Raw genomic sequence first — 23,315 nt, 5'->3', positions numbered from 1 at the left:
GACGTAGGTATGCTCGCCGCCATGCCGCCCTCCCCCTCACCACGCCCCGACAGGGCCGAACCGCCCGTGCGGGACCGCGGTGACGCCTGCCCGGGAGCGCTGCGGCTGCACTCCGCCGCCGACGGGCAGCTGGCCCGAGTGCGGTTGCCCGCAGGGGACTTGACGGTGCGCCAGGCCGGCGCGTTGGCGGACGCCGCGGAGCGCCTCGGCGACGGCCACCTCTCGCTGACCTCCCGCGGCAACGTCGAACTCCGCGGTCTGCCCGACGACTGCGGCCGGCACCTCGCCGACCTCCTCACCGACGCCGGGCTGCTGCCGTCCGTACGCCACGAGCGGATCCGCAACGTGCTGGCCTCGCCGCTGGCCGGACTGGACCGACACACCCCCTCCGACGTGCGGTTGTGGGCCCGGAGCCTGGACGCGCTGCTGTGCGCGAGCGCATCGGCGACGGCGCTCTCGGGCCGCTTCCTGTTCGTCCTCGACGACGGCCGGGGCGATGTGGCGGGCCTGGGCGGCGATGTGACCTTGCTCGCAGAATCCGGCCGGAAGGCCCCGGCGGACACCGCATACCCGCCGGGGGCCGCGTCCGGGTACGGGGCGCTGCTCCGGGTCGGCGACGACCGGGCGGCGCTGCGGATCGCGGCGGACGACGTCCCGCGGGCGGCGCTGACCGCCGCCGAGGTCTTCCTGGCCGCCGCCGCGGAGTGCGGCAGCGGTGCCTGGCGGGTCCGCGAACTCCCCGCCGCTCGGCCGCTGACCGCCCAGGAGGTGCAGCGTGCGCTGCGGGCCGCGGGCATCGCCGCGGAATCCGCGGAGTACACGGAATACACAGACGCGGTCGGCCCGCAGCCGGCCGTGCCGTACGCCGACGCCACCGCCCCCGGTCCGGTCGAGGGGCCCGACGGCCGCCGCGCGCTGGCGGTCCTGGCGCCGCTCGGCCGGCTGACCGCGGCTCAGTGGCGGCTGCTGACCGGGATCGCCGCCGGCGACGGCTCCGGCGAACTGCGCCTCACGCCCTGGCGCGGCATCGTCGTCCCCGGCCTGTCCGCCGCGCCGGCGGCCCGGCGGCTTCGCGACCTCGCCGCCGCCGGACTGATCACCGACCCGGCCTCCCCCTGGCGCCGGGTCACCGCCTGCACCGGCCTGCCCGGCTGCGCCAAGTCCCTTACCGATGTGCGGAGCGATGCGGCGACCGCGGTCGCCGGGGGCGGGGCCGTCCCGGCGAACGATTCCGGTGTGCCGGTCGGGCTGCCCGTCCACTGGTCGGGCTGCGATCGGCGCTGCGGCCACCCGCACGGCGCCTGGATCGATGTGCTGGCGACACCCGACGGCTATCGCACCACCGCGGTGGGCCCCAAGGACCCGGCCCCGCCGTCGGTTTCACGTGAAACACCGCGACCGAGCACCGTTTCACGTGAAACGCCCCGGTCGGGCGCCGTTTCACGGGAAACATCGACCACCCCCGGTGCCCCTCCTGCTGCCCGTCCTTCTTCCACCCCTCAACCCACCACCCCGAGGCTCCAGTGACCGCGTTCGACTATGAAAAGGACGGGGCGGCCATCTACCGCCAGTCCTTCGCCACCATCCGCGCCGAGGCGGATCTCTCCGGACTGCCCGCCGACGCCAGCCGGGTCGCGGTCCGGATGATCCACGCCTGCGGCATGGTCGATCTCGTCCGCGATCTGGCCTTCAGCCCTGGGGTCGTGGCCAGTGCGCGCGCCGCGCTGCGCGCCGGTGCGCCGATCCTGTGCGACGCCACCATGGTGGCCAGCGGGGTGACCCGCAAGCGGCTGCCCGCGGACAACGAGGTGCTGTGCACCCTCGGCGATCCGTCGGTCCCGGAGCTGGCCGCCCGGATGGGCACCACCCGCAGCGCCGCCGCCCTCGAACTGTGGCGGGACCGGATGGAGGGCGCCGTGGTCGCCTTCGGCAACGCCCCCACCGCGCTCTTCCGGTTCCTCGAAATGATCGAGGAAGGGGCACCGCGCCCCGCGGCCGTCCTCGGCATCCCGGTCGGCTTCATCGGCGCGGCCGAGTCCAAGGACGCGCTGATCGACCACCCGTCCAAGCTGGATCACATAGTGGTGCGCGGGCGGCGCGGCGGCAGTGCCATGGCCGCGGCCGCGATCAACGCCCTGGCGAGCGAGGAAGAGTAGGCGTGAGCGAGCAGCAGGCGAGCAGCGGCACGGTGGACCAGCCGACCGCGCAGTCCCCGGAGCGGTCCACCGGCCGCCTCTACGGCGTCGGCCTCGGCCCCGGCGACCCGTCCCTGATGACCGTACGGGCGGTGGAGGTCATCGCCCAGGCCGATGTGGTGGCGTACCACAGCGCCCGGCACGGACGCTCCATCGCGCGTTCCATCGCCGTGCGGCACATCCGCCCGGACCACATCGAGGAAGCCCTGGTCTATCCGGTCACCACCGAGACGACCGACCACCCCGGCGGCTACCGCGGCGCCCTGGACGAGTTCTACGAGGCGGCGGCGGCGCGGCTCGCGGCCCATCTCGACGCCGGCCGCACGGTCGCGGTGATCTCCGAGGGCGATCCGTTCTTCTACGGCTCGTACCAGCACATGCACAAGCGGCTGGCCCACCGCTATCCGACCGAGGTCGTTCCCGGCGTCACCTCCATCAGCGCCGCCGCGGCCCGGCTGGGCACCCCGCTCACCGAGGCCGACGAGGTGCTGACCGTCCTCCCCGGCACCCTGTCGGAGGAAGAGCTGACGGCCCGTCTGAGCGCCACCGACTCGGCCGTCGTGATGAAGCTGGGCCGTACCTTCCCCAGCGTCCGCCGTGCCCTGGAGCGCTCCGGCCGGCTGCCGGAGGCCCGCTACGTCGAGCGCGCCACGATGGCCGGGGAGCGCACCGGAGCGCTGTCCGACGTCGACGCCGACTCTGTGCCGTACTTCTCCGTCGCGGTCGTGCCCAGCCGCATCGCCACCGCCGCTGAGGAGGAGCCGGATCCGGCCGCCGCGGACAGCGGTGAGGTGGTCGTGGTCGGCACCGGCCCGGCCGGTCCGCGCTGGCTCACCCCGGAGTCCCGCGGTGCCCTGGCCGCCGCCGACGACCTCGTCGGCTACACCACGTACTTGGACCGCGTCCCGGTGCGCCCGGGCCAGCGCCGGCACCCCTCGGACAACAAGGTCGAGTCCGAACGCGCCGAATTCGCGCTGGATTTGGCCCGCCGGGGCCGCCGAGTGGCCGTGGTCTCCGGCGGCGACCCCGGCATCTTCGCCATGGCCACCGCGGTCCTCGAAGTGGCGTCGGAGGAGCCCTACCGCTCCGTGCCGGTGCGCGTCCTGCCCGGCGTCACGGCCGCCAATGCCGCTGCCGCCCGCGCCGGCGCCCCCTTGGGCCACGACTATGCGGTGATCTCGCTCTCCGACCGGCTCAAGCCCTGGGAGGTGATCGCCGAACGGCTGCGCGCGGCGTCCTCCGCCGACCTGGCGCTGGCGCTCTACAACCCCGGCTCCCGCAGCCGCACCTGGCAGGTGGCCAAGACCCGGGACGTCCTCCTGGAGCACCGCGCACCGGACACCCCGGTCATCCTCGCCCGCGACATCGGCGGCCCGGAGGAGTCTCTCCGCACCGTCCCGCTCACCGACCTCGATCCCCTTCAGGTCGACATGCGGACGATCCTGCTCGTCGGCTCGTCCCAGACCCAGCGGGTGCAGCGGGACGACGGCACCGAGGTGGTCTGGACGCCGCGCAGGTACCCGGAGCGCTGACCGCCCGCGCGGCGTCAGCCGAGGAGCGCCCGCACCCAGTCCACCGCCGCGCCCGGCTCGGCGGCCACCGGCACGCCCTCCGGAACGGGCGGCCGCCGGACGACCACCACCGGCACCCCGGCCTCCCGCGCGGCCGCCAGCTTGGGGGCGGTCGCCGCGGCGCCGCTGTCCTTGGTCACCAGCACGTCGATGCGGTGGTGCCGCAGCAGTTCCCGTTCCCCGTCGAGGGTGAACGGGCCGCGGTCCAGGACGGTCGTCATCCGGGGCGGGTGCGGGGGCTCCGGGGCGTCCACCGAGCGGACCAGGAACCACAGGTCCGTGAGGTGGGCGAAGTGGGCGAGCCCCATCCGGCCGGTGGTGAGGAAGACCCGGCCGCCGAGGGTGGGGAGGACGGCGGCGGCCTCGGTGAGGGAGCGGACCGGGTGCCAGACGTCGCCGGGTTGTGCGCCCCAGCCGGGGCGGCGGAGGGCCAGCAGGGGAACATGGGCGGTGGCGGCGGCCTGGGCCGCGTGGAAACTGATCGTGCCGGCGAAAGGATGGGTGGCGTCGATGAGCGCGTCCACCGCGTGCTCGCTCAGCCAGCGGGCGAGGCCCTCGGGGCCGCCGAACCCACCGATGCGCACCTCCCCGGCGGGCAGCCGCGGCGCCGCCACCCGGCCGGCCAGTGAGGTCATCACCCGCACCCCCGGCTCCGCCACCAGGGCCGTGGCCAGCTGGCGGGCCTCCGTGGTGCCGCCGAGGATCAGTACCTGGCGGACGGGTTCGTGGACGGGTGACGTCGGCATGAGCGGCAGGTTCCTCCGTGGGTGAAACGCAACCGAAGGCTACGGGAGGGCGCAGCGCGCAGCTCGCGCACACCGGGCTGCGGCACGGGTGGACGACCGGGGCGTGCGCCACGGCCGCCAGCACGGCCGCGTACACGGCGCTGCTGAGCGGGGAGTTCCCGGACCCGGTGACGATCACGCTGCCGAAGGGACAGACGCCGTCCTTCGCGCTCGCGGTGGAGGAGCTGACCGCTGCCGGGGCGGGACCGGCCACCGCGATGGCCGGGGTGGTCAAGGACGCCGGGGACGATCCCGATGTGACGCACGGGGCGCTGGTGCGGGCCACGGTGCGGGCGCTGCCGGCCGGCAGCGGAGTGGTGTTCGCGGCGGGCCCGGGCGTGGGTACGGTCACCCGCCCCGGACTGCCGCTGGACGTCGGCGAACCCGCCATCAATCCCGTACCGCGGCAGATGATCCGGGAGCATCTGGCGCGCGTCGCCAAGGCCCACGCAGGCAGCGGTGCGAGCGCGGACGTCGAGGTCGAGGTCTCCGTCGATCACGGCGAGGAGATCGCCCGCAGCACCTGGAATCCGCGCCTCGGCATCCTGGGCGGCCTGTCGATCCTGGGGACGACCGGGATCGTCGTGCCGTACTCCTGCTCGGCGTGGATCGACTCGATCCGGCGCGGGGTGGACGTGGCGCGGGCGGCCGGCCGGCGGCATGTCGCCGGGTGCACCGGCTCGACGTCGGAGAAGGTCGCCGTCGCCCTGCACCACCTGCCGGAGGACGCGCTGTTGGACATGGGGGACTTCGCCGGGGCGGTGCTCAAGTACATCCGCCGGCATCCCGTCGACCGGCTGACGATCTGCGGCGGCTTCGCCAAGCTGTCGAAACTGGCGGCCGGTCATCTGGATCTGCACTCGGCGCGCTCTCAGGTCGACAAGGGTTTCCTCGCCGAACTGGCCCGACAGGGCGGCGCCGACGCGGCACTGGCGGAGGCGGTGGCCGAGGCCAACACCGGCCTGGCCGCGCTCCAGTTGTGCACGGCGGCCGGCGTTCCCCTCGGCGACCTGGTGGCGGCCACGGCACGGGACGCGTCACTGGGCGTGCTGCGGGGTGCGCCGGTCGCCGTCGACGTCATCTGTATCGACCGGGCGGGACTGGTGGTGGGCCGGGCGGAGCCGCGCGGCCCGGGAGGCTAGGTACTGTCCGGTGGGTCAGGGACCTAGCGCGACTGGCGTCGGATGTTTCACGTGAAACGCGCCCCGGCCCGACGACCGGGATCCGACGCCCCGCCGTGCAACCCCTCGTCACATCCGCGGCAGTGTCTCTCCGCGGCTCAGCCCGTCCTCACGAGCCATGTCGAAACGGCCCAGCTCGTTGCCGCGGCCCTTCCCGGCCCGACGGTGCTCGCCAAGTGCCTTGCGGGCCGCCATCTCGCGTGCGCGGTCCATCCGGTCCAACCGGTCCCGCATGCAGCTGTCGTCCCCGCCGGTCAACGCGCCCAGCGCGCTGCCCAGGGCGCAGGCGGCCATCTTGACGGGACTGTCCTTCGAGCGGCGCGGTGTGTCCTTGCCGCTGGCGGTGGCGACGGTGCTGCCGGTGAGGGTCAGCACGGCCGCAGCGAAGACCGCGGTGGCGGCCATCCTGGTACGCATCGTGGCGAGCTCCTTTTGCGTCGACCCCCCTGGGTGTCGCAGCTTCCTTACCGGCCTCCGGGATCGGGAAAACGGACTTTCACCCCGATGCGGTCATACAATTCAGCCGGACAGGCGTGCTGCGCGCTGCCCTTGACGCTCCCTCAGGCATCCCCGTCGCAGGGCACGTGCGGCCGCTCGCGCTCCGACGAGTAGAGGTGGCTGTCGCGGAACTGCTCGGCGCCCAGCGTGCGGCCGACCATGATCACGGCGGTCCGGACCACACCCGCGGCCTTCACCTGGCCGGCGATGTCGCCGAGCGTGCCGCGCAGCACGAGTTCGTCGGGGCGGGAGGCCATCGCCACGACGGCGGCCGGGCAGTCGGCGCCGTAGTGCGGCAGCAGTTCGTCGACGATCCGGTCCACGTACATCGCGGCGAGGTGCAGCACCAGCAGCGCACCGCTGCGCCCCAGGGTGGCCAGGTCCTCGCCGTCGGGCATCGGGGTGGCGCGCTGGGCGACCCGGGTGAGGATGACGGTCTGGCCGACGGTGGGCACCGTCAGTTCGCGCTTCAGGGCGGCGGCCGCCGCGGCGAACGCGGGCACGCCGGGCACGACCTCGTACGGCACCCCCGCCGCGTCCAGGCGGCGCATCTGCTCGGCCACCGCGCTGAAGACGGACGGGTCACCGGAGTGCAGCCGGGCGACGTCCTGGCCCTCCTCGTGGGCCCGGACCAGCTCCGCCGTGATCGCGTCCAGGTCCAACTGCGCGGTGTCGACCAGCCGGGCCCCCGGCGGGCACTCGGCGAGCAGTTCGCGCGGCACCAGGCTTCCCGCGTAGAGGCAGACCCCGCAAGCGGCCAGGGTGCGGGCGCCACGCAGGGTGATCAGGTCGGCGGCGCCGGGGCCCGCACCGATGAAGTAGACGGTCATGACTGTCGGTCTCCTGGGGAGGTTACGAGGGGTCCTGGGAGCGGGAGGGCGTGGCGGTCTCCTGCGGGCCGAGCTCCGGCACACCGGACGACGCGGGCTTCACCGCCGACCACTGGGTGACCGGCATCGCCTGCCGCCAGCCCGTGAAGCCGCCGACCGGCACCGCATGGGCGATCGCGAGCCGCACCAGTTCGCCGCCGTGCCGCCGGTACCACTCGGTGAGCAGCGCCTCGGACTCCAGCGTCACGGTGTTGGCGACGATCCGGCCGCCCGGGGGCAGCGCGTCCCAGCAGGCGTCCAACAGCCCGGGCACGGTCAGGCCGCCGCCGATGAACACCGCGTCCGGCGTCGGCAGTCCGGCCAGTGCGGCGGGCGCGGCGCCGTGCACCACGCGCAGCGCCGGGACGCCGAGCGCCCCTGCGTTGCGGCCGATCCGCGCCGCCCGTACGGTGTCCCGTTCGACGCTGACGGCCCGGCAACTGCGGTGCGCGCGCAGCCATTCGACGGCGATGGAGCCGGAACCGCCGCCGATGTCCCAGAGCAGCTCGCCGGGCACGGGGGCCAGCGCGGCCAGGGTGGCCGCCCGGACATGACGCTTGGTCAGCTGGCCGTCGTGCTCGTAGGCGTCGTCGGGGAGCCCCGGCACGACCGGCAGCCGCGGTGCGTCCGGCTCCCGCACGCAGTCCAGTGCGATCACGTTGAGCGGATCGCCGGCGGGTGCGTCCCACCGCTCCGCACTGCCCTCGACCACCCGCTCGCGCGGGCCGCCGAGTTGTTCCAGTACGCGCATCCGGGTCGGGCCGAAGCCCCGGTCCCGCAACAGCCGGGCGACCTCGTCGGGCGTCCCGGCCCCGGCCGACAGCACCAGCACCCGCCGCCCGTCGTACAGCGCCCGCACCAGGTTCTCCGCCGGCCGCCCGACGAGCGTGACGACCTCGGTGTCCTCCACCGCCCAGCCCAGCCGGGCGCAGGCGTACGCCACGGACGACGGGTGCGGCACCACCCGCAGCGGGCGCCGCACCGCGACGTCCTGCGCCATCACCTCGGTCAGGGTCCGCCCGATCCCGTAGAACATCGGGTCCCCGCTGGCCAGCACGCAGACCCGCCGCCCGGTATGCGCGGCGAGCAGCCCGGGCACGGCGGGCCGCAGCGGCGAGGGCCACGGCACCCGCCGCCCCGCGCACTCCGCGGGCAGCAGCGCCAACTGCCGCGCCCCGCCGATCAGTACCTCGGCCGCGGCCAGCTCCCGCCGCGCGGCCGGCGACAGTCCGTCCCAGCCATCGGCCCCGATACCTACGACGGAGAGGGGAAGCGGGGGAGTCACTGCGGGGTACCTCGGGGCGCGAAGGGACGGGACGGAGGTCAAGGGGACGTCGAAGGACGGGTGCCGAACTCTACTGACCGGCCGGGCGGCCCCGGCTCCCGGGGAGGCCCCCGCGGGCCCGGCGCGTCCCCCTGCGCCCACCCCGCCCCTTATTGCACATTGCTTGCAATTACTTGCTATGACTGTCCAGGGCACGAAACGCGACGGGGAAGGAGTGCGGTCCATGGGCTCGCCGGTGGTGCTGGGCATCGAGTCGTCCTGCGATGAGACGGGTGCCGGCCTGGTGCGGGACGGGCGGCTGCTCGGGCACACCGTCGCGTCGAGCATGGACGAGCACGCGCGGTTCGGCGGAGTGGTGCCGGAGATCGCCGCCCGGGCGCATGTGCACGCGCTGACGCCCGTGGTGCGCAGCGCACTGGCCGATGCGGGGCTGCGGGCGTCCGACATCGGGGCGGTGGCGGTGACCACCGGACCGGGACTCTCCGGTGCGCTCCAGGTGGGGCTGGCCGGGGCCAAGGGGCTGGCGTACGCGCTGGGCGTGCCGCTCTACGGCGTCCACCACCTGGCCGGTCACGTCGCCGCCGACACCCTCGCGCACGGTCCGCTGCCCGACCCCTGCGTGGTGCTGATCGTCTCCGGTGGGCACACCTCGCTCCTGCTCGTACGGGACCTGGCCCGTGACCGGATCGTGCACCTCGGCGACACCCTGGACGACGCCGCCGGGGAGTGCTTCGACAAGGTCGCGCGGGTCTTCGGGCTGCCCTACCCCGGCGGTCCGGCCATTGACCGGACAGCGCGCGAGGGGGATCCGCGCGCTGTCCACTTCCCTCGCCCGCTCACCGCTGGCCCGCCCGAGAAGCGGTTCACGTTCTCCTTCTCGGGGTTGAAGACGGCGGCGGCGCGCTGGGCGGAGAGCCACCGCGCCGCGGGCCGTCCGCTACCTGTCGCCGATGGCGCGGCCGCGCTGCAGGAGGCGGTCGCCGACGTGCTGACCCGCAAGGCGGTCGCCGCCTGCACCGAGCACGGCGTCGGGACGCTGGTGGTGGTCGGCGGCGTGGCGGCCAACTCCCGGGTGCGCACGCTGGCCGAGGAGCGCTGCGCCGCGGCCGGCATCACCCTGCGGGTCCCGCCGCTGCGGCTGTGCACGGACAACGGCGCGATGATCGCGGCCGTCGGCGATCTGCTCGTCCGGGCCGGCGCCGCGCCCGCCCCGCTCGATGTGTCCATCGACCCGTCGGCACCGCTGGAGTACGCGGCGCTGCATCCCGTTGCGGCGGGCCGCGCACCGGCCGCCTGAGGCCAGCGGGTGACCGGCGCCTCGTTTCACGTGAAACCGCCGTTTCACGTGAAACAGCGGAGGACCGCTCCGCCGACCGGACCGTGTCCATCCGGTCACCCTTCTCCATCGCACCGCTCTGACCAGGCACGATAGCCCGTTCGACGGTAATGACAACGGTCACCGGTGCAGCCTTTGGATCTTTTGTCGAAGTGCGGTTTGCTTCGCTGCGAGAAGCAAGGTGGAGCCAAGAAGGAGCGCGCCCATGACCGAGCACGCCCACAGTGGGCACAGCCATGCACACAGCCACACCCATGCCGTGTCCCCGGACGCCGATCGGCGCTGGCTGCGGGCCGCGCTGATTCTGCTCACCGCCTACATGGCGGTCGAGGTCGTGATCGGTTTCCTGGCGCAGTCGCTGGCACTGATCTCGGACGCCGCCCACATGCTCACCGACGCGGTCTCGATCGTGTTGGCGCTGGTCGCGATGCGGCTGGCCGCGAAGCCCGCACGGGGCGGCTACACCTACGGCCTCAAGCGCGCCGAGATCCTCTCCGCGCAGGCCAACGGCATCACCCTGCTGGTGCTCTCCGTCTGGCTGGCGTACGAGGCGGTCCAGCGGCTGATCTCACCGCCCGAGGTCACCGGCGGGCTGGTGGTCATCACCGCGCTGTCCGGTGTGGTGGTGAACCTGATCTGTACCTGGTTCCTGTCGAAGGCCAACCGCTCCAGCCTGAACGTCGAGGGCGCCTACCAGCACATCCTCACCGACCTGTTCGGCTTCATCGCCACCGCGATCTCCGGTCTCATCGTGCTGACCACGGGCTTCCAGCAGGCCGACGCGATCGCCTCGCTCGTCGTCGTCGCGCTGATGCTGAAGGCCGGTACGGGGCTGGTGCGGGAGTCCGGCCGGATCTTCATGGAGGCCGCTCCGGCCGGGATCGACCCGGACGCGCTGGGCGATCACCTCGTCGCCGCCGACCAGGTCGTCGAGGTGCACGACCTGCACATCTGGCAGATCACCTCCGGGCAGCCGGCGCTCTCCGCGCACATCCTGGTCGCCCCGGCGGGCGACTGCCACAAGGTCCGCCGCAGCCTGCAGGAGTTGCTGCACACCGAGTACGGCATCACCCACGCCACCCTCCAGGTCGACCACCTCGGCGAACAGGACGAGGACGAGCTGCTGACCCTGGGGCCCGGGCCCGGCCCCGAGCAGCCCTCCGGCAGCCACTGCGACGACTCCCACGGCCCCGTCCACCGTCCGGGCCCGCACCAGCACTGACCCGCCGTCGTCGCGGGCCCGCGCCCGCACTCGGGTGACCCCGCCCCCGGGCGCGGCCCGCCAGTCACCGACCCGCGCCGCTGCGGTGCTCGGATGACGGCATGAGAACCGCCGCCGCCTGCGCGGTGCTGTGCGCCGTCGCGCTCCCCGCCGCGCCCGCCCCGCCGGCCATCGCGGTGACGGTAACCGACGGCGTCGACCGGGCGGAGGCCGGACAGCGGCTCGACTACCGCATCACCGTGCACAACCTCGGCGGCGACCAGGTGACCGGCGCCCGCATCGAGCAGGAGATGCCGGCCACCACCGTCTCGGCCACCGCCACCGACGGCACCGTCGAAGGGGAGGGCACGGGCGAGCAGAAGGCCGTCTGGCACGCCGATCTGCCCGCGTACGACATCCAGGTGTTCACCGCCGGCGCGGTGCTCGGCGCCCGCCGGGACCTCGGCACCAGCGCCGCCCCCGGCACCCTGCGGGCCGCCACCTCGGTCTGCGTCTACGCCGGTGCGGACGCCGCGCCGCTGGCCTGCTCCGGCGACCTGGACGACCTCCCCGAGTCGCAACCCGAGCCCGAGCACGGCGACGGGGCGGGGTGGGCGGTGGCGGCCCTGGCCGGCGCGCTGCTCGTGCCCGGGGTGGTCCGGGCGGTCCGGCACGGCCGGGCCCGACGGTCCGGCTGAGCAACGCGCGGGATCACCCACCCGCCGCCGGCCACCCACCGGCCGCTCATCCGTGCGATCACCCATTGGCACCGGCCCCGCTCGCGGCCGACCGCCGTACGGACTTGCCTGGAGCGTGGCAGCCATCGCCGTTGCAGGAAGGACCGGTACGCATGTCAGCGAGTGCACCCGCACGCGCCGACGGCCGGGTGACCGCGGCGCGCTGCCCACCGGGACGGCCACGCCGGGCCCGCTCGTTGGCCGGCGGCGCGCTGCTGCTGATCGGAACGCTGCTGCTACCGCTGAGCCTGGCCGCCCTCTGGGCCCGCACCGAACTCACCGACACCGACCGCTACGTGGCCGCGGTCGCCCCGCTCGCCGGAAACCCCGCCATCCAGGACGCCATCGTCGACGACGTCACCAACGGCGTGATGCCCCACGTCCGGCTGGACGGCCTGCTCAAGGTGGTCCCCCGCGCCGAACGTCCCGCGCTGCGCCGCAAGTTCACCCGCGGCATCCGCGAGTTCGTCGACAAACAGGTCCGCCAGGTCGTCACCGGCCGCACCTTCCCCGCGGTCTGGACCGGGGTGCACCGCACCGCCCACCGCACCCTGGACGGCACGCTGGCCGCCTCCGGCGACGCCCCCGTCACCCTGGACCTCTCGCCGGTCATCGAGCGCGTCCGGCACCAGTTGTCCGGCAACGGACTCGGCATCGACCTCATCCACCGGGTGCCGCCCACCGGCGCCTCCATCGTGCTGCTCAAGTCCCCCGACGTGCCCCGGCTGCGGGCCGGCTTCCAGGTCGCACGCACCGGCGCGCTGCTGCTGCCGCCGACCGCCGCGCTCTGCCTCCTGGCCGGTCTGCTGTTGACCCGGCGCCGACGCCGGGCGCTGATCTGCACGGCGGCCGGCTGCGCGGTGGCCTGCGCCCTCCTGGCCGCGGCGCTGGCGCTGCTCCGCGCCCGCCTCCTGAACGCCCTGCCGGCCACGGTCTCCCGCCCCGCCGCCGACGCCTACACCGACGCCCTGACCGCCTCCCTGCGCTCCGGCGTGGGGACGGCGATCGGCGCGGCGGCGGCCACCGCCGCCCTCGCCGCCGCGGGCCCACTGGCGGCCCGCCTCCGCCGCGCCGTGCTGTCGGGGATGTCGGGCCGTCAGCCCGGGCCGGTGCGCCGGCGGGTGACAGCCCGCGGCATGCGGAACGCCCACCGCGCCGCACAGCGCCGGTTCGCCGATGACCGTCCGCGCCGGTAGCGGCTCGCCGCGCCCCGGGACGGCCGTGGCGCCCGCCCGGTACGCGGCACCACCGGCCGCATAACCGCACCATATACCCAAAATGGCGCGCATAAGAAAAAACCGCTATGCCACCTTAAATGCCACATCTGAGGAGCAGAACGAGCACCACACCGAAACCCTGCGTGCGGTGCGCGACAACCCCAACGCACCGGAGCCGCTCTGGCAGTTGGCGAAGAAGATGCTCAGCGGGCGGCTCCAGCTCAAGGACGTCCTGAACGACGCCGCAGGGCACCGCGCGCTGACCGACGGGCTGGCCCCCCTCAGGGAGCAGTGGCGGACGATGTCGCCGCAACAGCGCCAGGCCACCCGGCAGTACGACCCGGACGAGCACCCGGACCGCGCAGGCGACGCCGCCGGCCGGTCACCGCGGAACTGAGGAGTACCGGAAGGCACTGATCCGCGTCCGCGCCCCGGCAACGGGACACGACAACGGTCCGGCGCGGACAGCGGCCTTCTCGGCAGCAGCGCGAAGACCGTCCTCAGATCGCCAGGACGGTCTTCCCCTGCGCCCGCCCGGTGCGGCTGGCCGCCAGGGCCTCGGGGGCCTCCGCCAAGGGGACTTCGAGGCCCACGAGGACCGTCAGACGGCCCGCGTCGAGGTGCCCGGCGAGGATCTCCAGGAGCTGGGGTGAGGGCCGGTTGACGAAGTTGAAGCCGCGCAGGTTGTGCTCGGTGAGCACATCGGCGTCGGCGGAGCCGATCAGCGAGACCGCCACACCGCCGTCCCGTACCGCCCGGGTCAGCTCGACGAACCCCGCCGCGTCGCTGGTCATGTCGATCAGCACGTCCACCCCTTCCGGGTGCGCCGCGAGGACCTGGTCGGCGACCGGTCCCGCGGTGTGATCGACGGTCGCCGCGGCCCCCAGCGTGCGCATCAACTCCGCCTTGGCCGGGCGGGCGGTGGCGATCACCTCCGCACCCCGGCCGGCCGCGATCTGGGTCGCGAAGGTGCCGACCCCGCCGGTCGCGCCGACGATCAGCACCCGCCGGCCCTCGCCGACCCGGGTCTCCTCGACCAGGTTGTACGCGGTCATCCCGGCCGTCGGCACGGCGGCGGAGGTCGCATAGGTGACGCTGCGGGCGGCCAGGGCGATGGCGTCCTCCTTGGCCACGGCGAATTCGGCGTACGAACCGCCGCCCCGCTCGGGCCGCTGGAACTGGCCGAACACCGGGTCCCCCACGGTGAACCTCCGCACGCCGCTGCCGACCGCGACCACCTCCCCCGCCCCGTCCGTCCCCATGACCAGCGGGAATTTGGCGTGGACGGCCTCCCCGAACATGCCGTCGGCGAGCTTCCAGTCGACGGGGTTGAGTCCGGCGGCGGCCAGCCGCACCAGGACTTCACCAGGCCCCGGTTCAGGTTGTGGCAGCTCCATGAGCTGCGGGTCCGCACCGAAGGCGTTGACTGCTACGGCTCTCATGTGGCGTTCCCTTCCACCCTTCCGAGGAGCGGCCGGAGTGGATCGTAAGCACGCCGGTCGGGCCGGGCGCGGCAGGACGGGAGGCGGTGCCCCGGAAGCAACTCGTACGGCCCCCGTCGCCGTTCCGTTCCCCACTCGATTGCCCGCATGACGGGACCGGTGCGGGGCCGCGGGATTCAATGGCGCAATGATCCGGTTCGAGTCGGTCACCAAGCGCTACCCCGACGGGACCACGGCCGTCGACGACCTCTCGTTCGAGGTCGGCGCGGGTGAGCTGGTCACCTTGGTCGGGCCGTCCGGGTGCGGCAAGACGACGACCATGATGATGGTGAACCGGCTGATCGACCCCACCAGTGGGCGGATCTTCGTCGACGACGCGGACGTGTCCGGTGTCGACCCGGTCCGGCTCCGCCGGGGGATGGGCTACGTCATCCAGCAAACCGGGCTCTTCCCGCACCGCACCGTCCTCGACAACACCGCGACCGTGCCGTTCCTGACCGGCTGGAAGAAGGCCAAGGCGCGGGAGCGGGCCGCCGAACTCCTGCACCTGGTCGGGCTGGACCCGACCGTCTACGGCGCGCGCTACCCCGACCAACTGTCCGGTGGCCAGCGCCAGCGGGTCGGGGTGGCCCGCGCCCTGGCGGCCGATCCGCCGGTGCTGTTGATGGACGAGCCGTTCGGTGCCGTCGACCCGGTCGTCCGGGACCGCCTCCAGAAGGAGTTCCTGCGGCTCCAGGCCACCCTGCACAAGACGGTGCTGCTGGTCACCCACGACATCGAGGAGGCCATCCGGCTCGGCGACCGGATCGCGGTCTACGGCGCCGGGCGGATCGAGCAGTTCGACACCCCGGCGCGGGTGCTCGGCGCCCCCGCCACCCCCTACGTCGCCGAATTCATCGGCACCGACCGGGCGTTGAAGCAGCTGTCGGTCACCGCCATCGACCGCGACGACCTGGAACGCCCGCCGTTCGCCCGGCTCGCCGAACCCGCCGCGGACGCCGTGGTCCGGCTGCGATCCGAAGGTGCACGCTGGGCGGTGGTGCTGGACGCCGAGGGGGCGCTGCACGGCTGGGTGGGCACGGAGCAACTGTCGGGCGCGGGTGGCACGGTGGCGGACCACGCCCGTCGGATGGAGGCGTGGATCCCGGCGTCCGGAACCCTCAAGGCGGCGTTCAGCGAGATGCTCAAGCACGATGCCGGCTGGATCGCGGTCCTGGACGGCCGGCGGTTCCTGGGCGTCCTGACCCCGACCACCCTGCACGAGGCGCTGCGCCGCACCATCGCCCCGGAGGGACGCGGGCTGTCGCAGGGGCGGCCGGAGGTGGACTCGGTTCCGACGGAGTGAGGGAGGCGGCCGGGACGGGCGTGGTGTTTCACGTGAAACGACGGCCGGGAGCGCTGTTTCACGTGAAACGTCGTTCCGGCTCCGTCATTCCTTCCTCAACAGCCCCTTCGACACCAGGTAGTTGTGGGCCACATCGGCGGGCAGCCGGCGCCAGCTGTCGACCTGTTCGTTGAGGTGCGCCAGGTCTGCGGTGGTCAGCACGCGGTTGAGCCCGTTCAGCGCGGCGGCCGGGCGGGCGCTGCCGGCCCGTGCGCGGTTGACGACGGGGACGATGTAGTCGGCGTTCTGGAGTTTCCGGTCGTCGGCGAGGACGACGAGCCCGAACTGATCGAGGGTGGCGTCCGTGCTGGTGGTGAGCACCATCTGGTCCTGGCCGTTCTGTACGGCCTGCTTCGCGGGCGTGGTGCCGACGCCCTTGGGGTCCACGGCGGTGATGTCGATGCCGTACGTCTTCCGCAGGCCCGGTGCGCAGAACGGCCGCTGGACGCACTCGTCACCCGCCGCCAGCCGCACCGGCAGCTTGGCGCGGCCCAGGTCGCTGAGGGTGCGGAGGTGGTGCTCGGCGGCGTAGGCGGCGCGCACCGCGAAGGCGTTCTGGTCGACGGCCCGGCCCGCCGGAAGCACGGTCAGACCGCGCGGGGTGGCCAGACGACGCAAGGCGGCCATGGTGGTGTCCAGGTCGGGGGAGGCGACCGGGGCGGCCTGGGGACCGTGCTCCTTGGCGTTGAGCCAGTCCGCGAAAGTGGCGGCGTATTCGGGCACGACGTCGATCTGGCCGGCCTCCAGCGCGGGTTCGTACAGCTCGCGGTTGCCGACGGTGAGGACATGGGTGCGGTAGCCGTCCTGGCCGAGCAGCGCCGCGTACATCTGGGCGAGCAACTCGCTCTCGGTGAAGCCGGCCGAGCCGATGGCGAGATCGCGGCTGTCGCCGGGCGAGGCGGTGACCGCGCCGCGGTGCTCCAGCGACGGCCCACCGGTGCAGGAGACCAGACCGACCGCCACGGCCAGGGCGGTCAACGTGCCGAGCGCACCGCGGGCCGAGCGGAGCGGGACCGGGGCCGCACGGGGCGTCCTCACCGGGTCCGCCCCCGCGCCCGTGCCGGGGCGAACCGCTGCACCAGCTCGAACAGGGCCTCCATCAGCAGCGCGAACACCGCGACCACCACCGCACCGGCCACCACCTGCGGGGTACTGGCCAGATTGAAGCCCGCGGTGATGATGCGGCCGAGGCCGCCGCCCCCCACCAAGGCGGCCAGCGTGGCGGTGGCGACGAGCTGCACGGCGGCGATCCGCACCCCGGTCAGCACCAGCGGCAGGGCGAGCGGCGCCTCCACCCGCCACACCAGCTGCATCCCGGTCATCCCCATGCCCCGCGCGGCCCGGACCACGTCCTGGTCCACCTCGCGCATCCCGACGTAGGCATTGGTCAGCAGCGGCGGCACGGCGAACAGCACCAGCGCGATGACCGTCGGCCACTCCCCGTGCCGCCCGATCGGGGTCAGCAGGAGCAGAACGAGGACCGCGAAGGTCGGCACCGCCCGGCCGATGTTGGCCAGGTTGACCGCAAGGGCGCCACCGCGGCCCAGATGGCCCAGCGTCAACGCGATCGGCAGGGCGATCAGGGCGCTGAGGACGAGGCAGGCGAAGGTGAGGGCGGCATGCTGGGCGAGCCGGTGCCAGACGCCGTTCTCGCCGGACCAGTTGGCGGCGGTGGTCAGCCAGGCCCAGACCGCGGCGAGGGTGCTCATGTCCGCCGTCCGGAGGCGGTGAGTGGCCGCCTCCCACGGGCCGCCCGCGGGCTGCGGCCGGCCCGCCGCCATGGTGTGAGGAGACGCTCCAGGCCGAGCAGCAGCAGGTCGAAGGCGACCGCGATGAGCACGCAGAGCACGGACGCGGTCAGCACCTGCGCCTTGAAGTAGGCGTTCATGCCCGCGTAGATGAGGTTGCCCAACCCGCCGTACCCGACGATCGCACCGACGGTGGTCAGGGCGACCGCGGAGACCGTGGCGATGCGCAGCCCGGCCATCGCGGCGGGCACCGCCAGCGGCAGTTCCACCGTCAGCAGTTGCCGCATCGGCCCGTACCCCATGCCCCGGGCGGCCTCCTTGACTCCGGCCGGGACGCCGTCCAGACCCGCCAGGATGTTCCGGACCAGCAGGGTGAGGGAGTAGAGGGCGAGGCCGACCACGACGAGGGTGGCGGAGAGTCCGTAGACCGGCAGCAGCAGCGAGAACATCGCCAGCGACGGGATCGTGTAGATCACGGTGGTCAGGCCGAGGACCGGCCCGACCGTCCAGCGCCGGCGGCGGGCCAGCAGCGCCAGCGGGAGGGCGATCACCAGCCCGAGTCCCACCGAGACCACGGTCAACTGCACATGCTGGCCGACCGCGTCGAGCAGGATCTGGCGGCGGGTGCTCAGGTAGTCGCCGCAGATCCAGTCGTTTCGGGCCAGGCAGTCGTCCGGCGGGGCGGTCACAGCAGAAGTCCACCGCGGGTGCGCCGGAGTGTCGCGCGGAGTGCGCCCGATCGGGCTGTCGCCAGCATCACATCGCGCTCCTCCCTCATCTATACACCTGGTGTGTACTTCGCCTGTACAGTCCCTGGAGTCCGTTCGGAAGGCGATCGGCGCGCCGGGCCACGACTCCGTCCGCGTCTGCTTCGCCATGCCCGGAAAGGGCGCGGACGCTCCCGGGCACCACCCGCCGGCGAAGGGCGCCGAGGAAGACGGCCGAGAACTCCACAGCAGCCAGCACCCCAGCGAACGACTCCAGGAAAGAGATCGCATGCCGAAGCAGATATCCGCGGCCCGCCGCTCGTCCATAGCCGGGCTGCTGACGGCCGCCTCCTTGGCCCTGACCCTCAGCGGCTGCGCCTCGTACGACGTCACCGCACCGGCCGATGCGCGGGCCGACGCTCCGGCGGCCGACGTCAATGCCAAGGACGCCAAGGCCGGGGACGCCGGCAGCGGCGATGCCGTCGACTGCCGCAAGGCCAAGTGCGTGGCGCTGACCTTCGACGCGGGCCCGAGCGAGAACACCAACCGGCTGCTGGACATCCTCAAGGAGAACAAGGCCCACGCCACGTTCTTCATGCTCGGCAAGAACCACATCGCCGAGCGCCCCGCCGAGGTGAAGCGGATCGACGCCGAGGGCCATGAGCTGGCCAACCACACCTGGTCCCACCAGATCCTCACGGAGATCAAGCCGGACGAGGCCAAGCGCGAGCTGTCCCAGGTCCAGGACGCGGTCCGCAAGATCACCGGCAAGACGCCCAAGCTGATGCGCCCGCCGCAGGGCCGGACCAACGAAGAGGTCTCCAAGATCAGCAAGGATCTCGGCCTGGCACAGGTCCTGTGGAGCGTGACCGCCAAGGACTACCAGACCACCGACTCGGACCTGATCACCAAGCGGGTGCTCGACCAGACCAAGCGCGACGGCATCATCCTGCTGCACGACATCTACAAGGGCACCGTGCCGGCCGTCCCGGGCATCCTCAAGGAGCTCAAGAAGCGCGGCTACACGGTCGTCACGGTGTCCCAGCTGCTCTCCCCGGCGAAGCCGGAACCGGGGATGGTCTACCGGCCGTGAGCCAGGGCCGTTGGAGCCGGCCGGGGACCCGTTGGGGCGGGACCCGCACGGCTCGGGAGAAGCGGCCGGGGCAGGAACGGCGTCCTCATGCGGGGGAGCGGCCGTACGACGAAGGGGGCGCCGGACCATGCCGGCGCCCCCTTCCGCATGCCATCGCCCTGGCGACGGTCACCTCACCCCTAGGGGCGCTCCGCCTCCACCCGCTTGTGGGACCGCTCGTCGGCGGGCGCCTGCCCCTTGGCCGCGCCCTTCCCCTGTCCCGGCGCCGGCTTCTGCGGCGCGTTCGGCTCAGTGTCCTGCGGGAAGGTCAGCTGCTGGCTCTGCCACTCCAGGGCCGGTACGACCTCCCGCCGCCAGGTCCCGAACTGGTGGCTGCCGCGGGGCAGGATGATCGAGTCGACCCGCATCGGCGGCTTCACCGCGTGGATGAACTTCATGGTGTCGCCGTAGTCCGACTCGCCCTGGCGGCTGCTGGCCACCAGCGCGGAGACCTGCGGCGTGGGCAGGTTCTGCAGCCGCCACAGCAGATCGTGCTCGCGCTGGCGCTGGGCACCCGTCGGACCGGGACCGAAGAGGCTGCCGGTGGTGAGGTCGTCCTTGATCGCGTAGTCGCCGGAGAGCGAGACCGCCGAGGTGTACGCCTGCGGGTTGCGCATCGCCAGTTGGAGCGAGCAGGTACCACCGGACGAGTACCCGAACGCGCCCCAGGCGCTGGGGTCATGGCCCACCCGGTAGGCCGACTTCATGGCGTCCGGCAGGTCCTTGGTGAAGAACGTCTCGGCCTGCGGACCACCCGGCACGTCCACGCACTCGGTGTCGCGCGGCGGCGCGATCGTCGGCCGCACCATCACGATCACGGTCGGCTGCATCTTGCCCTGCGCGATCAGCTGGCCCGCGGTCTGCGGGATCTGCAGGTGCTGCGCGAGGTTCATGATCCCGCCCGGGTAGCCGCTGATGACGACCATGACGGGGAACCGCTGCCGGTGGAACTGCTGCTGGAAGTACTGCGGCGGCAGGTAGACGAAGCCCGGGTTGATGGCCCGGGTGCGGCGGCCGATGATCCGTACGGACTCGACCTTGCCCACCTTGTCGACGGGGCCCTTCGGCAGTCCGGTCACCCGGTCGAGCCCCTGGGGGCCGGCGGGCTGGATCAGCCCACCCTTGATGTTGCCGACCGTGGCGTACTGCCCGTCCCCCTGGCTCACCGAGGCCGGGGCCTGCTCGTTGTTGCCCAGCAGCTCGTCCCAGTTGCCGTAGAACTCGAAGTTCGCGTTCACGGCGAGGGCGAGCGCGGACACGATCGACACCTGGGTGACCAGGATGGCCCCCAGTCTCCCCAGCACGTGGCGCCACCCGTTCCGCGACAGGCGGGGCCAAAGCCACACCGTCGCGGCAACACAGACCACCGCCAGCACGATCACCGCGATTTCGAGCGACTGACTGGTCAGCCCCATGCGCCCACATCTCCCGTCACCCTCGAAAGGGTTCTTGCCTTCTCACCGGCCGCCCCCCGAGGCACAACGGGCAGCCCAGGACAATGGTCACCGGAGAAGACGGGCGCATCCGCGAATCGGATACCTGCGCGACTTACTTCTTACCGAGCTCTTGCCTGTTCGTTTCCGCCACGTGACGTGCGCGAGCGGGGCCGGGAGATCCGTGACAACGACGGAACCACGGGCATGTTTCACGTGAAACGAAGCGCCGGTGAACACCTGGCGACAAAACGCCCTCTTCGGCACCGGGGGCGCCCCGGATCGGACCACCCCCCGCATCCTCGCCTGAACTCGCCGCGCAATCTGGCCAGTTGACCTCACCGACGACCGGGGCAGCGCCTCCCCGCCGACAGCCCGTCGATATCGCCGACAATTTCGCTATCCGTCACGTTGGGCACCTCATACGCCACTTCCGCACCACGTATGGGGCCAGGACCTGCCATACAAACGGTCAAGTCACCCCTTTCCAAACGACCAATCGGGCTATTCCGCAAAGGTCGCATGGGCTATTTCCGCCGCCCGGCACACGTTTTCCGGACCGGCGGCGCGCTGGCCGAAACCACCTCTCCGCTCAACACCCCCGTATGGCCCACCACGCGAGGCGCGGGTTCCCACGATCAGGCCGGTGCAGGCCGCTACTCTTACGTATCCGTCCTGGTCAGGGACATGTCCGCGCTTCACGGACATTCGCCGCACCCACCACGCACAAGAGAGGTCAGCCGATGGGCATTCGGAGTCTGCTGCGCAACGCTTTCGGTCGTTCCAAGGCGACCCGCGACGGATCCGGCGCGGCCCGGAACACCACCGACAAGCCGGAGTCGGCAACGATTCCGGAGGCCCGCGAGGAATCCACCCCCGCTCCGACCACCCCGACCACCACACCTCCCGAAGCCGAGGTCCCGGCCGCCCGTACGGCGCCCGGCGAGCCCTCCGAGCCGACGCACGCACCGACCCCGGTCACGGCCTCACTGCCCGCCCAGGGCGGCCCGGTTGAGCGCGCACCGGAACCCCCTGCGAAGGCGGAGCCGGCGCGGGAAGAGGCCCCCGTACGGGACGAGCCGGCGGCCGAGGCAGCGGCGACGACCGACACGAAGGACGAGCCGGTACCCGCCCCCGAGGCGACGGAGCCGGCCCGGCCCAAGGACGCCGACACCGAAGCCGACACTGCCCCGGACGCCGCCGCGGACGCCAAGGCGGGCCCGGTGACGGTCGCGGACCAGGGCGCACCGACGCACGAGGACACGCACAAGGAAGCCGCCGCGCCCCAGAGCTCCGAGGAGCCCGCGGCCAAGGACGAGCGCGAGCCGGCGGCCGACGCCCTCGCGGCCACCACCCCGGCTACTCCCGACAGCGCCGCCGACCTGGTCAGCCGGGCGTTCGACAAGCCGGCAACCGCCGCCGCACCGGCCACGGTGGCGGACGCCCCCGCACCGAAGCCCGACGCGCGGGCGGAGACGGCCGAGAAGACCGAGACGGCAGGGTCGTCAGAGAAGGCGGAAGAGGCGGCGGAGGCAGCCGCAGCGGCGGACCAGCCGGCCGACGCGGAAGAAAAGCACGAAGAGAACCACGAAGCGAAGGAAGAAACGGCGGCGGCCCCGGAGGAGCCCGAGGAAGAAGCGACACCCGAGGTCGCGGAAGCCCCGGCGGAGGCATCGAAGGAAACCCCGGACGAGGCCCCGAAGGCGGACGCGGAGGAAACCCCGGAAGCGGCCACGACCGACGCCGACGAGCCGGCCCCCGCGCCCGACGCCGACCACCCCGCCGCGGCGGTCGCCCCCGCCCTCCTTCCCCTCTACGACGCCGCACGCGCCACGCTGGAGAAGCACCACCTCACCACCCATCGCGCCACCGTCTACCTGGTTCTCGACCGCTCCGGCTCGATGCGCAACTACTACAAGGACGGCACCGTCCAGCACCTCGCCGAGCAGGCCCTCGGCCTCTCCGCGCACCTGGACGAGAAGGCCACCGTCCCGGTCGTCTTCTTCTCCACCGACGTGGACGGCATCGCCGACCTGGACCTCACCACCTACGAGGACCGTATCGAGGAACTGCACTCCGGCCTCGGCCACATGGGGCGGACCAACTACCACTGGGCCATCGAGGCCGTCGTCGACCACTACAAGAAGTCGGGCTCCCCCCACCCCGCCTTCGTCATCTTCCAGACCGACGGTGCGCCGACGTCCAAGCCCGCCGCCGAGCGGGCCCTGTGCGAGGCGGCCGGACTCCCCATCTTCTGGCAGTTCATCGGTTTCGGTGACCCGGACGCCAAGGGCTTCGACTTCCTCCGGAAGCTCGACGACCTGACCGTCCCGGAGAAGCGCGCCGTCGACAACGCCGGCTTCTTCCACGCCGGCCGCGACCCCCGCAGCCTCTCCCACGACGCGCTCTACCAGCAGCTGATGGTCGAGTTCCCCGAGTGGCTCACCGAGGCCCGCGCCGCCAAGGTCCTCAAGGACAGCTGACCCACCGCACCCCGACCCCACAGGCCGTGGGCGGACCCCCACCGGTACGGGCACGGCCAGTTACGTGTAGCCCTCCCACACCCATAACGGGTCGGCCCCCCCCCCCACGGG

The 23,315-nt window shown here is 73.1% G+C and carries 21 protein-coding genes; 12 read left to right on the top strand and 9 right to left on the bottom strand.

Features of this window, described 5'->3' with window-relative positions; genetic code table 11:
• The first annotated feature begins 9 nt into the window (after nt 1–9).
• The 3 genes from cobG to ACFVT2_RS02600 are packed head-to-tail and all read left to right on the top strand — an operon-like array spanning nt 10 to nt 3,727.
• Nucleotides 10–1,527, top strand: coding sequence for a precorrin-3B synthase (cobG, locus tag ACFVT2_RS02610; RefSeq protein WP_390011111.1), 1,518 nt, complete (start codon nt 10–12; stop codon nt 1,525–1,527).
• The gene (locus ACFVT2_RS02605; RefSeq protein ID WP_390011109.1) at nt 1,524–2,156 is read left to right on the top strand and encodes a precorrin-8X methylmutase; all 633 of its coding nucleotides are present in this window, start codon (nt 1,524–1,526) and stop codon (nt 2,154–2,156) included. Before cobG ends, ACFVT2_RS02605 begins: the two co-directional genes overlap by 4 nt.
• Before the next feature lie 32 nt (nt 2,157–2,188).
• On the top strand, nt 2,189–3,727 hold the full coding sequence (locus ACFVT2_RS02600; protein ID WP_390011238.1) for a precorrin-2 C(20)-methyltransferase: 1,539 nt from the start codon (nt 2,189–2,191) through the stop codon (nt 3,725–3,727).
• A 14-nt stretch (nt 3,728–3,741) separates the two neighbouring features.
• On the opposite strand, the gene ACFVT2_RS02595 is transcribed toward ACFVT2_RS02600, so the two are convergent.
• Nucleotides 3,742–4,512, bottom strand: coding sequence for a cobalt-precorrin-6A reductase (locus ACFVT2_RS02595; RefSeq protein ID WP_390011107.1), 771 nt, complete (start codon nt 4,510–4,512; stop codon nt 3,742–3,744).
• A gap of 17 nt (nt 4,513–4,529) precedes the next feature.
• Between ACFVT2_RS02595 and ACFVT2_RS02590 the strand changes: the two genes are divergently transcribed.
• Nucleotides 4,530–5,693: a cobalt-precorrin-5B (C(1))-methyltransferase gene (locus tag ACFVT2_RS02590; RefSeq protein WP_390011106.1), complete on the top strand. Its 1,164-nt coding sequence runs from the start codon at nt 4,530–4,532 to the stop codon at nt 5,691–5,693.
• Nucleotides 5,694–5,801: 108 nt separating this feature from the next.
• On the opposite strand, the gene ACFVT2_RS02585 is transcribed toward ACFVT2_RS02590, so the two are convergent.
• The 3 genes from ACFVT2_RS02585 to cbiE all read right to left on the bottom strand — a co-directional run bounded on the left by ACFVT2_RS02585 (nt 5,802) and on the right by cbiE (nt 8,384).
• Entirely contained in the window at nt 5,802–6,149 is a 348-nt protein-coding gene (locus ACFVT2_RS02585; RefSeq protein ID WP_390011104.1) for a hypothetical protein, read from the bottom strand.
• A 143-nt stretch (nt 6,150–6,292) separates the two neighbouring features.
• Nucleotides 6,293–7,060, bottom strand: coding sequence for a precorrin-4 C(11)-methyltransferase (gene cobM, locus ACFVT2_RS02580; RefSeq protein WP_390011102.1), 768 nt, complete (start codon nt 7,058–7,060; stop codon nt 6,293–6,295).
• A 22-nt stretch (nt 7,061–7,082) separates the two neighbouring features.
• Entirely contained in the window at nt 7,083–8,384 is a 1,302-nt protein-coding gene (gene cbiE, locus ACFVT2_RS02575; protein ID WP_390011100.1) for a precorrin-6y C5,15-methyltransferase (decarboxylating) subunit CbiE, read from the bottom strand.
• 223 nt (nt 8,385–8,607) lie between these two features.
• Here cbiE and tsaD point away from each other — a divergent pair, with 223 nt between their 5' ends.
• From tsaD to ACFVT2_RS02550, 5 genes are all read left to right on the top strand, one after another.
• Nucleotides 8,608–9,681, top strand: a complete 1,074-nt coding sequence (tsaD, locus tag ACFVT2_RS02570) for a tRNA (adenosine(37)-N6)-threonylcarbamoyltransferase complex transferase subunit TsaD (protein WP_390011099.1) — start codon at nt 8,608–8,610, stop codon at nt 9,679–9,681.
• A 244-nt stretch (nt 9,682–9,925) separates the two neighbouring features.
• Entirely contained in the window at nt 9,926–10,942 is a 1,017-nt protein-coding gene (locus ACFVT2_RS02565; protein ID WP_390011097.1) for a cation diffusion facilitator family transporter, read from the top strand.
• A 101-nt stretch (nt 10,943–11,043) separates the two neighbouring features.
• Nucleotides 11,044–11,619, top strand: coding sequence for a hypothetical protein (locus ACFVT2_RS02560; protein ID WP_390011095.1), 576 nt, complete (start codon nt 11,044–11,046; stop codon nt 11,617–11,619).
• Nucleotides 11,620–11,771: 152 nt separating this feature from the next.
• Nucleotides 11,772–12,854: a hypothetical protein gene (locus tag ACFVT2_RS02555; protein ID WP_390011094.1), complete on the top strand. Its 1,083-nt coding sequence runs from the start codon at nt 11,772–11,774 to the stop codon at nt 12,852–12,854.
• Nucleotides 12,855–12,936: 82 nt separating this feature from the next.
• Nucleotides 12,937–13,272 carry a hypothetical protein gene (locus ACFVT2_RS02550; protein ID WP_390011092.1) on the top strand — a complete coding sequence of 112 codons (336 nt, stop codon included), beginning with the start codon at nt 12,937–12,939 and terminating at the stop codon, nt 13,270–13,272.
• A 103-nt stretch (nt 13,273–13,375) separates the two neighbouring features.
• Here the strand turns inward: ACFVT2_RS02550 and ACFVT2_RS02545 are convergent, their stop codons facing one another.
• On the bottom strand, nt 13,376–14,317 hold the full coding sequence (locus tag ACFVT2_RS02545) for an NADP-dependent oxidoreductase (RefSeq protein ID WP_390011091.1): 942 nt from the start codon (nt 14,315–14,317) through the stop codon (nt 13,376–13,378).
• A gap of 187 nt (nt 14,318–14,504) precedes the next feature.
• Here ACFVT2_RS02545 and ACFVT2_RS02540 point away from each other — a divergent pair, with 187 nt between their 5' ends.
• Complete coding sequence (locus ACFVT2_RS02540; protein ID WP_390011089.1) at nt 14,505–15,662, top strand: ATP-binding cassette domain-containing protein; 1,158 nt, start codon at nt 14,505–14,507, stop codon at nt 15,660–15,662.
• A gap of 84 nt (nt 15,663–15,746) precedes the next feature.
• On the opposite strand, the gene ACFVT2_RS02535 is transcribed toward ACFVT2_RS02540, so the two are convergent.
• From ACFVT2_RS02535 to ACFVT2_RS02525, 3 genes are read right to left on the bottom strand one after another with little or no spacing between them, the layout of a single operon-like run.
• Complete coding sequence (locus tag ACFVT2_RS02535; protein ID WP_390011087.1) at nt 15,747–16,739, bottom strand: ABC transporter substrate-binding protein; 993 nt, start codon at nt 16,737–16,739, stop codon at nt 15,747–15,749.
• Nucleotides 16,736–17,410: an ABC transporter permease gene (locus ACFVT2_RS02530; protein WP_390011085.1), complete on the bottom strand. Its 675-nt coding sequence runs from the start codon at nt 17,408–17,410 to the stop codon at nt 16,736–16,738. Before ACFVT2_RS02530 ends, ACFVT2_RS02535 begins: the two co-directional genes overlap by 4 nt.
• Entirely contained in the window at nt 17,407–18,138 is a 732-nt protein-coding gene (locus ACFVT2_RS02525; protein ID WP_390011083.1) for an ABC transporter permease, read from the bottom strand. Before ACFVT2_RS02525 ends, ACFVT2_RS02530 begins: the two co-directional genes overlap by 4 nt.
• Before the next feature lie 307 nt (nt 18,139–18,445).
• On the opposite strand from ACFVT2_RS02525, the gene ACFVT2_RS02520 reads away from it, so the two are divergent.
• The gene (locus ACFVT2_RS02520; RefSeq protein ID WP_390011082.1) at nt 18,446–19,249 is read left to right on the top strand and encodes a polysaccharide deacetylase family protein; all 804 of its coding nucleotides are present in this window, start codon (nt 18,446–18,448) and stop codon (nt 19,247–19,249) included.
• 179 nt (nt 19,250–19,428) lie between these two features.
• Here the strand turns inward: ACFVT2_RS02520 and ACFVT2_RS02515 are convergent, their stop codons facing one another.
• Nucleotides 19,429–20,703: an alpha/beta hydrolase gene (locus ACFVT2_RS02515; protein WP_390011080.1), complete on the bottom strand. Its 1,275-nt coding sequence runs from the start codon at nt 20,701–20,703 to the stop codon at nt 19,429–19,431.
• A 761-nt stretch (nt 20,704–21,464) separates the two neighbouring features.
• On the opposite strand from ACFVT2_RS02515, the gene ACFVT2_RS02510 reads away from it, so the two are divergent.
• On the top strand, nt 21,465–23,204 hold the full coding sequence (locus ACFVT2_RS02510; RefSeq protein ID WP_390011078.1) for a VWA domain-containing protein: 1,740 nt from the start codon (nt 21,465–21,467) through the stop codon (nt 23,202–23,204).
• Nucleotides 23,205–23,315: the final 111 nt, after the last annotated feature.

Origin of the sequence: Streptomyces sp. NPDC058000, from assembly GCF_042886435.1 — a bacterium.
Classification (GTDB): domain Bacteria; phylum Actinomycetota; class Actinomycetes; order Streptomycetales; family Streptomycetaceae; genus Streptomyces.
Note: the sequence above shows the minus strand (reverse complement) of the source record. Positions and strands in the feature narration are given on the sequence as shown.